The 12,942-nt window shown below is 60.1% G+C and carries 15 protein-coding genes; 4 read left to right on the top strand and 11 right to left on the bottom strand.

All coding sequences use genetic code 11. The features are described from left to right. Positions 1-112: 112 nt before the first annotated feature. Together J0663_RS15080 and J0663_RS15075 are read right to left on the bottom strand one after the other, a co-directional pair. Positions 113-1,066 carry a peptidoglycan-binding domain-containing protein gene (locus tag J0663_RS15080; protein WP_207241122.1) on the bottom strand — a complete coding sequence of 318 codons (954 nt, stop codon included), beginning with the start codon at positions 1,064-1,066 and terminating at the stop codon, positions 113-115. Continuing rightward, positions 1,038-2,579, bottom strand: coding sequence for a sensor histidine kinase (locus J0663_RS15075; protein ID WP_207241121.1), 1,542 nt, complete (start codon positions 2,577-2,579; stop codon positions 1,038-1,040). The genes J0663_RS15080 and J0663_RS15075 overlap by 29 nt, the downstream gene beginning before the upstream one ends. Positions 2,580-3,031: 452 nt before the next feature. Here J0663_RS15075 and J0663_RS15070 point away from each other — a divergent pair, with 452 nt between their 5' ends. Continuing rightward, positions 3,032-3,520: a DUF5330 domain-containing protein gene (locus J0663_RS15070; RefSeq protein ID WP_207241120.1), complete on the top strand. Its 489-nt coding sequence runs from the start codon at positions 3,032-3,034 to the stop codon at positions 3,518-3,520. 388 nt (positions 3,521-3,908) lie between these two features. Next, a complete protein-coding gene (locus J0663_RS15065; protein WP_207241119.1) occupies positions 3,909-4,331 on the top strand; it encodes a SufE family protein in 423 nt (140 codons plus the stop codon). A gap of 390 nt (positions 4,332-4,721) precedes the next feature. Here J0663_RS15065 and J0663_RS15060 read toward each other — a convergent pair whose 3' ends face one another. Together J0663_RS15060 and J0663_RS15055 are read right to left on the bottom strand one after the other, a co-directional pair. Further along, a complete protein-coding gene (locus tag J0663_RS15060; protein WP_207241118.1) occupies positions 4,722-5,153 on the bottom strand; it encodes a Ros/MucR family transcriptional regulator in 432 nt (143 codons plus the stop codon). Positions 5,154-5,607: 454 nt separating this feature from the next. Then, entirely contained in the window at positions 5,608-5,823 is a 216-nt protein-coding gene (locus J0663_RS15055) for a hypothetical protein (RefSeq protein ID WP_207241117.1), read from the bottom strand. Positions 5,824-6,011: 188 nt separating this feature from the next. Between J0663_RS15055 and msrB the strand changes: the two genes are divergently transcribed. Then, complete coding sequence (msrB, locus tag J0663_RS15050) at positions 6,012-6,425, top strand: peptide-methionine (R)-S-oxide reductase MsrB (protein WP_207241116.1); 414 nt, start codon at positions 6,012-6,014, stop codon at positions 6,423-6,425. Positions 6,426-6,589: 164 nt separating this feature from the next. Here msrB and ftsH read toward each other — a convergent pair whose 3' ends face one another. The 7 genes from ftsH to J0663_RS15015 all read right to left on the bottom strand — a co-directional run bounded on the left by ftsH (position 6,590) and on the right by J0663_RS15015 (position 12,475). After that, positions 6,590-8,425 (bottom strand): ATP-dependent zinc metalloprotease FtsH, encoded by a 1,836-nt coding sequence (ftsH, locus tag J0663_RS15045; RefSeq protein WP_207241115.1) that lies wholly within the window; start codon positions 8,423-8,425, stop codon positions 6,590-6,592. Between the two features lie 14 nt (positions 8,426-8,439). Further along, the gene (locus J0663_RS15040; RefSeq protein ID WP_207241114.1) at positions 8,440-9,825 is read right to left on the bottom strand and encodes a DegQ family serine endoprotease; all 1,386 of its coding nucleotides are present in this window, start codon (positions 9,823-9,825) and stop codon (positions 8,440-8,442) included. A 79-nt stretch (positions 9,826-9,904) separates the two neighbouring features. Continuing rightward, positions 9,905-10,270: an SPW repeat protein gene (locus J0663_RS15035; RefSeq protein WP_207241113.1), complete on the bottom strand. Its 366-nt coding sequence runs from the start codon at positions 10,268-10,270 to the stop codon at positions 9,905-9,907. 13 nt (positions 10,271-10,283) lie between these two features. Next, positions 10,284-10,628: a DNA-directed RNA polymerase subunit omega gene (locus J0663_RS15030; protein WP_246590293.1), complete on the bottom strand. Its 345-nt coding sequence runs from the start codon at positions 10,626-10,628 to the stop codon at positions 10,284-10,286. 8 nt (positions 10,629-10,636) lie between these two features. Continuing rightward, positions 10,637-11,380, bottom strand: a complete 744-nt coding sequence (locus J0663_RS15025) for an NADH dehydrogenase ubiquinone Fe-S protein 4 (RefSeq protein ID WP_207241112.1) — start codon at positions 11,378-11,380, stop codon at positions 10,637-10,639. Between the two features lie 66 nt (positions 11,381-11,446). Next, a complete protein-coding gene (locus J0663_RS15020; protein WP_207241111.1) occupies positions 11,447-11,956 on the bottom strand; it encodes an Hsp20/alpha crystallin family protein in 510 nt (169 codons plus the stop codon). Between the two features lie 42 nt (positions 11,957-11,998). Then, positions 11,999-12,475: an Hsp20 family protein gene (locus tag J0663_RS15015; RefSeq protein WP_207241110.1), complete on the bottom strand. Its 477-nt coding sequence runs from the start codon at positions 12,473-12,475 to the stop codon at positions 11,999-12,001. Between the two features lie 214 nt (positions 12,476-12,689). Here J0663_RS15015 and J0663_RS15010 point away from each other — a divergent pair, with 214 nt between their 5' ends. Continuing rightward, positions 12,690-12,911, top strand: coding sequence for a hypothetical protein (locus J0663_RS15010; protein WP_207241109.1), 222 nt, complete (start codon positions 12,690-12,692; stop codon positions 12,909-12,911). Positions 12,912-12,942 lie beyond the last annotated feature (31 nt).

Raw genomic sequence — 12,942 nt, 5'->3', positions numbered from 1 at the left:
GCCTCAATCGGCAAATCTTGGGACAACATGGTTAACAAGTTGCAAACGGGGGTCTTAGACTTAGGTTGCAGGCCCAGGAAAGCCTGCGGCTGTGCCATGCGGCGCGAAAGACTTAAATCGCCCCGATTTCCTTCAGTTTCTTCAGCACAGCCTCGTTCGGCTCGCCGTTTTCGGGGAGATTGTAGTGCTTCTGGAAGTGGCGGATGGCTGCACGGGTCTGCTCGCCGGCAACACCGTCGACGCCGACATTGGCATAGGCCATGTTGGAAAGACCCTTCTGAATCTTCAGCACCAGATCGACATTGACGAGTTCGCTCGATGGAAGCTGTTTTGCGGCTGACGGAGCCGTCTTGACCGTCTTTTCGGCACTTCGGATCGCGGCGGCTACCGGGTCTTCCGCCGTCGCCTTCGAACGAACATCTTCACGCGGTTTTTCCGCCGGCACGGTCGAAGGGCCGACGGCGTCGGTTTTGAGGGCGGCCAGCACCTCCGGCGTCGCTTCCCCGGTCTGGGCCATGCCGACGGTCTCCTGGAAGAAGAGGATGGCCGCGCTGGTACGGGGGCCGATGATGCCGTCGGCGGTGCCGTTATAGAGGCCGCGGCGCACCAACTGCTGCTGGATGTCCATGACGAGTTCGCTCGGCTGCTGCGCCGGTGTGGCCGGCGCCGGCGTCGCGCTGGTGGTGGCGGCATCCTCCGGCCGTTCGATCCGGAAGGTGGTGACCTCGGCCGGCTGCTCGTCGGCCGGACGGCGGGCGCCGAGCACATTTGGAGACTGCGGGTCGCGGGTGCGGAAAATCGGGTGCGGATGCAGGCCGGGCTGATACCAGAGCGCGTTGGCCGCAACGAAGGAGAAGATGACGAAGAAGGCGATCGTGCCGCCGGCGACCGACGGATTGCGGCCGATGACGCCGCCCAAGGCAGATGCCCCTTGCAGACCGAGACCGCCGAGCGCAGATGCGCCCTGCAGGCCGAGGCCGCCAAGAGCGGCCGCACCCGACACCACAAGGCCCGGCTGCTGCCGTCGCTTCTTTCCCCTAGGCGATTTTCGCTTGCGCGCGGCCATCGAAAAGCCCCTCTTCCAATTCTGCTCCGGTTCTGACCGCGTCTTTCAGCCGCGGCGGAAATTCGACGGTCGCCCCATGGCCGGCATCTTCGGCGCACCGGGCGCCCGAGCCGTCCACCGCGATCTCGATGGTGATAATCGTACCCTCGCCCGGCTGGCTGGCAATGGCGAAATTGCCGCCATGCAGCGCAACCAGCCCCTTGACCAGCGAGAGGCCGAGACCACTGCCCTCGAAGCGGCGGGTATAATCGTTCTGGATCTGTACGAAAGGTTGGCCGAGCATTGCCAGCTTGTCGGCGGCAATGCCGATGCCGGTATCGCTGACCGTCAGCTTCAGGATGCCGTCGCGCGCCGCTGCATCGACGGAGACGACGCCTCCTGCTTCGGTGAATTTCACGGCATTGCCGACGAGATTGATCAAGATCTGCTGGATGGCGCGCTGATCGGCGACGATCTCGCCGAGGCCGCGCTGAATCCGGCTCGTCAACGTGACGCCCTTGGTCTTGGCCTGCAATGCCAGCATCGATTCGCAGGATTTGATGGAGCCCGCTATGTCGAAGGCTTCGAGAATCAGCTCGTAGCGACCGGCTTCGATCTTGCTCATGTCGAGCATGGTATTGACGACAGAGAGCAGATGCGCGCCGGATTCTCTGATGAGGCCGACATATTCACGCTGGCGGTCGTTTTCGAACTTGCCGAAATATTCGCCGATCAGAATATCGGAGAAGCCGAGAATGGCGTTCAGCGGCGTGCGCAGCTCATGGCTGACGGCGGCGAGGAAGCGCGACTTGGCATCGTTTGCCGATTCGGCGTCGGCCGCACGGTTCTGTGCTTCGGCCCGCAGCTGCTGCTCGACGGAGACATCGCGCAACTGGGCGATGACGGCGGCAAGTTCGCCATCGGCATCACGTCGGGCCGTCATATCCATTCTCAGATAAGCGAACTGGCGCTGATCGCGCGAGACCGCAGGCCGGTCGAGGCGCAGATCGACGCTTGCAGCATCTTCGCCGCGCCTGAGATCATCGAGCGCCTGCAGGAACAGGATGCGGTCGGAGACATGCACCTGCTCCAGGAAGCCTCTGCCCTTCGGATCGCGCATCCAGGCGAGGAAATCGCGCCGGTCGCGGCCGCCGATGGTGGCGACGCTGCCATGCGGATCAAGAAAGAAGACGAGACCGGGGGTGACGGCGAGGAAGAAATCCTCGGCCGACTGTGTGGCAATGCCGGCGGACGAGCCCTGACGGGCCAGTGCGATGCTGCCGACGGCGGAAAAGAGAAAGGCGGCGCAGACCATGGCAACACCGGCCGGCAGCGCCACGGCAGGGCTGGTGACCGCCGAAAGACCGACGGGCGCGGCGACGAGAGCGGCCGACGAGAGCAGCACGAGGCGGCGCAGAATCGCAAGCTCGCGCTGGCGCACGGCTTCGCCGCCACCCGTCCGGGAAAGCCAGCTTGTCGCTGCCCGGTCTACGAGGGCCGTCGCCCAGCCGCCAATGTCACTCAATACTCGCACGCAATACCCGCCCCGAAAAGGCTGTCTGTCGATCCGGACAATAGGCCCCCGCGACTTAAGGAAAGGATAAGGCAAAAGCGCTGTTCACAGCCAGAAAGCGCAGAAATTCCCATTTTGAAGCATCCGAGAGCCACTTTGCTTTTTGTGGTTAATAGCCGGTAAGCGACGGATTTCCTTCATATTTCAGCACTGCGTTAACTCCTGTGGCAAGGCGAACTGGCAAAAGCCCTGCAATTGCAGGCAGGTGCTGCCCTGATGCTTAACGACAATCGCTCGCATTCGACTTAAATGCGGCTCAAATGCCCTTCGCTAAAATTTGAATTAAATTTGCCGCAAATGCGCGTGAGTTTCGAAAAGCGGCATTCGCAACTTGGCGATAGGGTGAAAGCACACCGGACAACCGGCCTGATTCGGCGATAAGACCGGACAGGAAAACAGGATGGGCAACGACAATGTGGTTTCTGATCAAAGGATCCTTCTGGTTTGGCCTTGTGCTCGTGCTTCTTTCCGTCTTCAGCACGGAGGGATCCGACAAGCTCGCCGGCGGCCCGCAATTGCAGCTTTCCGACGCCTTTACGGCTGCGAGCGGCGCCTATGACTATCTTACAGGCATGTGCTCGGAAAAGCCGGAGGTCTGCGCCAAGGGCTCGGAGACCCTGACGGCGCTCGGCTACCGGGCTCGTGAGGGCGCCCGCGTCGCTTATGAACTGCTCGACAGCCAGTTCACGGACGAGCCGGCAACAACCGCAAAGCTTGCCGAACCGGCAAAGCGGGCGGCACCTGCCATCCCCTCCCTTGCCTCCCCCTCCGTTCAGGAGAAGGTGAGCGAGGCAAAGGCTGCGCTGAACCAGCCGATGCCTTACCGTCCGCCGGTCGACGACGAGGCCGAGACCGTGGTTACCGGCGCGATCCCGCTGCCGACGCCGAAGCCGGCGATCTGACGAGATTGCGCGGGCGCCCCGCGCAGCGCGCATCTGCAACTATTCGCCTTCATTGCCGCAATTCGGGACGCGAGAGCGCATCTGATCCGGGATTGCTTGAGCTTGCATCGGTGGTCCGCATGACGCGGAAATGCCCATGCCTGACGTGCCTGCCCTGTTTAATTCAGCATGTTGCTGCGCCGTGAGGATGCCCATCCCTCACGGCGTTTCTTTTAAAGCATGTGCGCGAAAATGACAGCCGCAGACACAAAAGCCGACGCGCGGGCAAATCTGAAGACTGCGGTGCGCTTTAACGGTTCAAATCCGTCGGTCTATCACCTATATGCAGTTCTAGAGCATGCCCTGGTGTAAAATCGCCTGCCGGCATGCGAATGGTGAAAGGCTTTCCATGGCATCCCTCGACCAGATCATCGACGACTTCACCTTCTTGGACGATTGGGAAGACCGCTACCGCTACGTCATTGAACTCGGCAAGGCGCTGCCCGAGCTCGCGGAGGAAAAACGCACCTCCGAGAACAAGGTGATGGGCTGCGCCAGCCAGGTGTGGCTGGTGACGCATACGACGGGCGATCCGGAAAATCCGATCATGAGTTTCGAGGGCGATTCCGACGCCCATATCGTGCGCGGCCTCGTCGCCATCGTGCTTGCCACCTATTCCGGCAAGCCGGCTTCCGAGATCGCTGCGCTCGATGCCTTCGATATCTTCTCGAAGATCGGCCTGGTGGAGAACCTGTCGTCGCAGCGCTCGAACGGGCTGCGCTCAATGGTAAAGAGAATCCGCGAAGAGGCGAAAGTCCGCGCCGCGGCGTGAAGGCGATTGATTCGGTCGAACCGAGCGCGGCAGACTGGCCAATTCCGAAAGCGGCCACCCGGTCGAATTTACTATATTAACACTTTCTTATAGTATAGGAATACATTCTACGGCATCGCCATGAAGCACAAGTGCGTCGTCTGATAGTATCGCGCCTTAGCCTTGTTCATTTTGCGGCAGGCATGAAATAGTCAGGAAGATTATTTTCCTCGCCCGGAAGAGGGAGATTTTGCCGCACGTTCAGACTAAAGTCCGATCCATTCACAGTTATTGGCTCAGAACCAGGATGTCACCGAAACGGCGCACGGTATTTCGGCAACTTCTTCGCGATACAGACAGAAAAGCCGGGCACAAGACCCGGCTTTTGTCGTCGATGGCTTTCGAAAAAGCTCAGCCGCGGCCGCGCTTGCGGCGCTGACCCAGGCCCATTTCCTTTGCCAGGCGCGAACGCGCTTCGGCATAAGCGGGCGCTACCATCGGGTAGTCGGTCGGCAGGTCCCACTTCTCGCGGTATTCTTCCGGCGAGAGACTGTGGTGCGTCATCAGGTGACGCTTGAGGGACTTGAAGTTGCCGCCACATTCCAGGCACGTAATCTGCTCGTCCTGTACGGACTTGCGGACAGAGACTGCAGGCTTCTGCTTTTCGACGACGGCCGCAGCAGGCTGCGGTACGGACGTGTTGCTCAGTGCCGAATGCACGTCGGAAATCAGATTCGCCAGGTCACTGACCGGGACAACATGGTTGCTGACGTAAGCCGCCACGATGTCGGCCGTCAGTTCCACAAGCAGCTCCGGCCCATTGCCGGTCGCTATATCCGTCATACTCTTTCTCCTGTTAGCATGCTCAAACGATCTTTGACTGTCACACCAAAGACCCGCCTCGTAGAAGCGAACAGCAAAAGCACAGGAAGCAATCTTCTGTTTCGAAAAACGTGAAATCCACCCCTAGATTCCGAAGTCCGAGACCTGTTCTTATACTGCCTGACCGAAAACCACTACCGTCCTCTTCCAGGCGATGGCCCCAGTTAGACATTGAAAATCAAAACTGAGGGACTTGGAAGCAGAACGATTGTAATTCACAATCAGAATTCTACTTGCATTTCCAAATACCATCGTTTGGCCGAAAGGCCAATTATTATTTGTCGTTTTTCTTGAGAAAAAATGGCTGGTGAAGAATTATAGGACTTTAGGCCAAGCTTTACTCACGCCTTCCTGTGCATAAGTTCGGCGTAAAACAGGTTAAGAGGCCAAAAGCATCGGCTCAGAGAGTCCATGGTCAGGCCGGCGAGCGGGAGAGTCGAGTCAGCAGCCGGACGACCGAGCCGTGCAAGATAAAGAGCAGAAGCGTCAGCGGCCAGAGCAGGCAGGCGATGAGCCCGGCAAGCCGATGGAGCGTCAGGCCGTCATGATTCGCCCAACCCTCCAGCATCGTGACCGCCATGGCGGCGGCGGCCACGAGACCGTAGAGCAGGACGATTGCCGCTTCAAACACACTGTTTCCTCAATGTACGTAACATTAACCCTAACAGAAAACCCTTAATGGATGTAAAAGCAAGCGTCTTCCCTGAATTGCTGCATGCCGCGATTCTCGCGGCACGGCGCCGGAGGCTTGATGAACCAGGGACGGCGCACCACATTTTCTGGCGAAACGGAACCGCCCCTCGGCGAAAGGAGCACGTCATGTCCGAAACTGCAACCGCCGCCAAGATCCATAAGACCGATGCCGAATGGAAAGAGCAGCTCACGCCCGAGCAATACCGCATCACGCGCCAGCACGGCACGGAACGCGCCTTCACCGGCCCCTACTGGGATTCCTTCGAGACCGGGCTTTACCGCTGCGTCGGCTGCAACGCGCCGCTTTTCCGCTCCGACACGAAATTCGATGCCGGCTGCGGCTGGCCGAGCTATTTCGAGGCGGTCTCTCCCGACGCGGTGACCGAGCATCGCGACACGAGCTACGGCATGGTGCGGACCGAAATCCGCTGCGGCACCTGCGACGCCCACCTCGGCCACGTCTTTCCCGACGGCCCGCCGCCGACCGGCCTACGCTACTGCATTAACGGCCACGCCATGGTATTCGAGCCGGGGGAATAAGCGCCGAGCCATGATCGGCACGATCAAAGCAGTCCAGGCGGCATAGGTCGGCGCGGCGAATTAAGTTCCGGAGGTCACCTGAGCCCGGCAAAGGCCGCGCCGGCCTACTACGTCTCGGCCGCAATTGTCACCCTTCTCCGCGGCCGATTGATCGTGCCGCCCACTCAAGTGGGCTGATCCGCCGCTTCGACCCTGACCAGAAGGGACCGCAAGTCGGTCTCATTTAGAGTCTCTTTTTCGAGGAGAAGCCGCGCCGCCCGTTCCAGCATGCTTTTGCGTTTCCGAAGCAATTCCACCGCCCTGCCGAACGTCGTGTCGACAATGCGTCGGACCTCTTCGTCGACCGCTGCGGCGGTTTCGTCGGAATATTCATGCTCCTGTGGTCCGTAGAAGGGCTGGTCTGTCGCAAGGAATGAGCGCCGGTCCTTCTCAAGCGCGACGTGCCCCAGCTTTTCCGTCATGCCGTAGCGGGTAACCATGGCGCGGGCGATATCCGTGACCTTGACGAGGTCGTCGGCCGCACCCGTGGACAAACGGCCATAGATGATCCATTCAGCCGCGCGTCCGCCGAGCAAGACCGCCATCTTGTTTTCGAGCTCCTCGCGGGTCATCAGAAATCTATCCTCCGTTGGCCGCTGAATCGTATAGCCGAGCGCGCCAATGCCGCGCGGGATGATCGAGACCTTGTGGACAGGATCGACACCAGGCAATGCCATCGCAACCAGTGCATGGCCCATCTCGTGATGGGCGACAATCTCCCGCTCCTTGGGATTGAGCAGCCGGTTGCGCTTTTCGAGACCTGCGACAATGCGTTCTACCGCGTTGTTAAAATCCTCCATACTGACAGCATCGGCTTTCCGGCGCGTGGCGAGCAGCGTTGCCTCGTTCGCGAGATTGGCAAGGTCGGCACCCGTAAACCCTGGTGTCAGCGCGGCAATCTGCTCGATGTCGACTTCTGGCGCCAGCTTCGACTTCTTCAGATGCACGTTGAGGATCTCGATGCGTCCGGCCTTGTCAGGCCGGTCGACCAGCACCTGGCGATCGAAGCGGCCGGCCCTGAGGAGGGCGGGATCGAGGATTTCCGGCCGGTTTGTGGCGGCAAGCAATACCAGCCCCGTAGACGAGTCGAAGCCGTCGAGCTCCACGAGCAGCTGGTTGAGAGTCTGCTCCTTTTCATCATGACCGCCCGCCATCGGACCGATGCCGCGGGCGCGGCCGAGTGCATCGAGCTCATCGATGAAGATGATGGCCGGCGCCTTGGCGCGCGCCTGTTCAAAGAGATCGCGGACGCGCGCAGCACCGACGCCGACGAACATCTCGACAAATTCGGAGCCGGAAATCGAGAAAAATGCTACACCGGCCTCCCCTGCGACTGCGCGCGCCAGCAGGGTCTTGCCGGTACCAGGTGGGCCGACGAGCAGCACCCCTTTCGGCATCCGGCCACCCAGCCGGCCGTAACCTGCCGGATCCTTGAGGAAGTCGACGATTTCCTTGAGCTCCTCCTTGGCTTCGTCGACCCCGGCCACATCCTTTAGCGTCACGCCGGTGTCAGACTGGACATAAATTCGTGCCTTGCTCTTGCCGATCTGCATGAGGCCGCCGCCAATCCCGCCACCCATGCGCCTCAGCACGAACATCCAGATGCCGACGAAGAGCGCCACGGGAATAAGCCAGGAAAGAAGATCACGCAGGAACGTGCTTTCGATCTGACCGGTTACGATCACCCCATGGCTCTGAAGCTGCTGGGCGAGGCTGGGCTCCACACGCGTCGTCAGAAAAAAGGCCCGGCCGTTCTGCGGCTCCTTGTAGCGCCCCTGGATAAAGTTGTCGGAGACGGCGACTTCGGCGACCTTGCCGTCCCGAAGGTCCGTTTCGAACTGGCTGTAAGAGATCCCCGCAACTTGCGTCGTCGTCGCCAAAAGATACTGGATTGCCACGAGGACGAAGAAGGCGGCGACCCAATATCCGATGTTGAACTTTGTCTTGCTGTTCATAGCCATGAGGCCGCTCCCGGCTAGCGGATGACCAGCAGCAGCCGGCCGCCATCGCGGATCAGTTCGAGGGCGACTATAGCTGGCTTTTCGGCAATCGTCCGTCGCAAGTCGGCGATGGAAGCAACGGGAACGCGGTTTATCGCAACGATTAAGTCGCCGGCACGAATACCGGCGCGAGCCGCGGTGCTGCCGGGAGCCACATTCTCTATCACCACGCCGGAGACGTCCCCATCCCGCAATCCCCCTTTAGGGGCGTCCCGCATCGTGGCACCCTCCAGCGCCGTGCCGGACAGATCTGCAGGAGAGTGGTCTTCGGCAGCGATGGTGGCAGCAATCACCCTCTCGTCATCGCCACGCTTCACAGTCAAGCGGACGTTGCTGCCCGCCGGCGTAAGGCCGATCCGGTTCCTGAGGTCAGTCGCGCCATGAACGGGACGTCCGTCGATCGCCGTCACCACATCGCCGGTCTTTAGTCCGGCCTGCTCGGCCGACGAGCCAGGCTCGACATTGGCAATCAGGGCGCCCCGCAAATCGCCAAGTCTTAGTGCCTCAGCGAGGTCGGGCGTTATATTCTGGATACCGATCCCGAGCCTGCCACGTCGCACCTCCCTATGGGCAATCAATTGATTCATCACCGTCACCGCCATATTGCTTGGAACGGCAAATCCGATGCCGACATTGGCGCCGGCGGGGCTGAGGATCGCTGTATTGACCCCGATCAGCTTGCCATCGAGCGTTACCAGGGCGCCCCCGGAATTTCCCGGATTGATCGAGGCATCCGTCTGAATGAAGTCCTCATAGCCTTCGATGTTCAAGCCGCTGCGTCCGAGGGCGCTGACGATGCCCGACGTAACCGTTTGACCGAGTCCGAAAGGATTGCCGATCGCGACGACATAGTCGCCCACCTTGAGGGCGTCGGAATCGCCGACCTGGATCGCCACAAGATTTTTTGCATCGATCTGGAGCAGCGCGATATCGGTTTCCTTGTCACTGCCGATGAGTTTTGCCGGGAACTGACGCCCATCCTTCAGCGTGACGGAAATCTCCGTCCCGCCATCCACGACATGATGATTGGTGAGCACATAGCCTTTCGCGGCGTCGATGATGACCCCAGAGCCGGCACTCATCCTATCCCGCCGTTGCTGCTCCGGCACATCAAAGAAGTGGCGGAAGTTTGGATCGCTGTAGAGAGGATTGTTTCCGCCTGGTGACCGCGAGACGACAGCGATATTGACGACGGCTGGGGTGATATGATCGAGCATCGGCGCTAGGCTTGGCAAGCTGGCAGCCGAAGGTACAGGCGCCGCTGTCTGTGCAATGACGGGGGTGACGGTGATCAGGACGGCTCCGGCGGCGATAGCTGCGGAAACGGCGATCGTGCGGAGCCTCGGGGCTAAATCGAACATCGGTTTGCTCCTCGACTCTCCTCGTTTGAAACTTGAATTCGGAAGAACGGGCCCGGCGGCCGGACCCGTTCTGAGTCGCTTATACGGTTGAAAGCGGATGGTTATGGCTGAACCAGATGCTGCCGGCGGCCACTACGGCGACGACAACACCCACAATCAGATGCACCCACATCGCCGCTGTCACGGCCGCAAAGCCCAGCACCCACGGTGCGACGACCGCCCATACGCCTAGGACAAGATTGACCCATTCCTCCACCTCATAGAAGGCGTAGAGAGCCGCTGCGGCGATTAGGGCGATGGCAGCGCCGACGATCCAGGCATTCCATGCGGCGCCGCTCTCGGCTGCGAAGCCGAGCAGCCATGGTGAGATCAGAAGAGCAAGACCGGCAACGATATTGACGATATCGAAAGTCGTCCGGTTGCTCGAATTCAGGGACTTCAGCATCGTTCATTTCTCCTCATCTGTTGTTTGACATCATCGATCGACCGCCTCGTGCGATGAGGCGACGGGTGCGGCGGCAGTGTTTGAAAGGCCGTCGCCGCGAAGCTCGATTTTCGCGGGGTGCAGGTGGCAAAAAGCGTGCGCCTGCTTGCGATGCGAACAGAAAGGGCGCCATCTCGTCGTAGGCGAACGCACCGCAAGCAATCTCCTGCAATGCCACCTCGCTCGCGCTTGCGCACCGCGGATCAAGCCTTGGTTCGGCACCCCGCGTTAGTGCGCGGGCGCGGGCTGCTGCCGCGAGCGACAAAGCGAACCTGTTCGGAAGAATGTTCTGGCAATCGAAAACGACATGCGGATCCATGACCCACCTCATGCAGCTTCCCGATTGGCCACAGGATGTGTTTGCGCGCTCTCGATATCCCGCTCGAGGGCAAGCAGGGCCTGCTCGACCTCATGGAGACGCGACGACCGGTCGTTCTCCGGCATGCCTTCGTTTGTTGCCTGGTCGAGAAGATATTCCGTCCAGGCCCAATTCATAAGGATCGAGCGCTTCGCTTGCAGCGAAAGGGAGGGATCAACAACGATGTCCATCGGCGACGACCACGTCGCCGGACCGGAAGAATCCCCTCGACTTGTCGCACCGTCCATGGCCTGCCCGTAGCTCTCGCTCAGCGGGGCAAGGCCAAGCCGGTCCAGTGTCGCGTCAGCGAAAGCATGCGACATTTTTTCGGTTCGGCGGCCGGTCATACGCTTTGCCGTAGCAGCAGCAGGCCGTTGCACGACATAAGTCAGACCGTGACGCTCGGCGTACCGGATGGCGGATCGCAGCGTGGGAAATTCGAGTTCCACCTGCGTCAGCATATCGCGATCACCCGTGTAACCCATCAAAGGTTCGATGAATGGGGCGCTGCTGCCCTCGAAGACGAGCCGCCAGCCCTTCGTTCGCGCTTTGCCCGACGTCGTAACGGAGCGGCACGGTTTGAAGATACGGGCAACGGCATTTTCGGGAAACAGTGATTGCCCGAAGGAAAGTTTGCGCCGTTCGTTATCGTTCGACGCGCAGATAGTGTCAGATATTGGGGTTTTCCGATGTGTGTCTCTTGCGGTCTCCATGGTTCTATCCCTCCCTATCGGCGAAGGATGAGCGGCGGCTGGCCAGGTGGCCGGCCGCCGCGCTCGTCAGCTTCTGATCGCGATGCGCTTGACCTGTGACTGCGCCCTTTCGGTCTTAGGCAGAGTGATGGTGAGGACGCCGTTCTTGAAGGCGGCGTCGACCTGGTCCTCCTTGACCTCGGTGCCGAGCGGGATGCGCCGCTCGAAGCGGCCATAGTAGCGCTCCGAGAACTGCTTCCCCTTGTCTTCCGTTTCCGAACGCTTCTCACCCTTCAGGGTCAGCACGCCGTCATTTAGGAAGACCTCAATGTCCTTTTCCTCAAGCCCGGGTATTTCGGCCGTCACCTTGATGTCCTTGTCGGTGTCCGAGATCTCGACACTCGGCCAGCCGGCACCGAAGCCGCCGGCGCCGCGAAGTGACGGGAGGCCGGGGCCGAAGCCGCGGAAAACATCGTCGAACAGCCGATTGACCTCGCGGTGAAGCGACAGGAAAGGATCGCGGTCGTCGTCCCGAAGGAGACTCGGCATTTGATTGCCGTTGTTGCGACCCCAGGGAATCAAATCACGAACACTCATGACGTTACTCCTTTCTCGTGGTTCTTCGGTTCTGCTGAAGACTTAAGCCGCCTGCTCCCCGGCCTCGATCCGCTTGGTCTCGGCCTTCGGCATTGCGCCATCCGTTTCGATCGCGATTTGGCGCGGCTTCATCTCTTCAGGAATTTCACGCTTCAGATCGATGGTCAGCAGACCTTTGACGAGACCGGCGTCGGTTACCTTGACATGATCGGCCAGTTCGAACCGACGCTGGAACGAGCGTCCGGAAATGCCGCGATGCAGGTACTGAACATCCTCGCCGTTGGCCTTCTGCCCCGATACGACGAGCACGTTCTGCTCTTGAGTGACCGCCAACTCGTCCTGCGAGAAGCCCGCGACTGCCATCGCAATGCGGTATTCGTCCTCACCGGTTTTGACGATATCGTAGGGCGGCCAGTTATCCATTGTCTCGGCGCGGCCTGCGGCCTCAAGCGCGTTCAACATCCGCTCGAAGCCGATGCTCGACCGGAACAGAGGGGAAAAATCGAGGTTTGTCCTCATAGCCATATCCTCCTTGCAAGCAACATGGACACAAGGAGACGCCAAGAGCGACTGGCGTCTCCTGGACTTTGTGTCGATCCCTGTTTGGCGATCGACAATACTGATATAATTCAGTGCTTTATCGTTTCAAGAGGATCGAATTTCTCAACGAAAAAAATTGACCTTTTCGAAGGCGTCACCATATGTCTTGGAACTTGAGCGAGGAGCAATGGCTATGACAATGACTTCAGACGACGTCGTCGCCGTCCTTGGGCCCGCCGATAAGATGTTTGTGGCGGAGATCATCGCGACAGGTGCAACCCAGGCTGAGCTTGCCGAGGCATTCGCATGGGCGAGCAATGACGAGGCTTTGATAGCTGAAGGCCGGCATTTGCCGACAGGCAGGGTTGCTGCGCTCGTTGATCTGCTGCGGTCAGATGAAGAGGAACCGGATTAGAAAAAGGCGGGTACCCGCCTTCCCGCAGCGT

Origin of the sequence: Rhizobium lentis (genome assembly GCF_017352135.1) — a bacterium.
GTDB lineage: Bacteria > Pseudomonadota > Alphaproteobacteria > Rhizobiales > Rhizobiaceae > Rhizobium > Rhizobium lentis.
The sequence above is the reverse complement of the archived record's forward strand: the minus strand, read 5'-3'. Positions and strand labels throughout refer to the sequence as shown.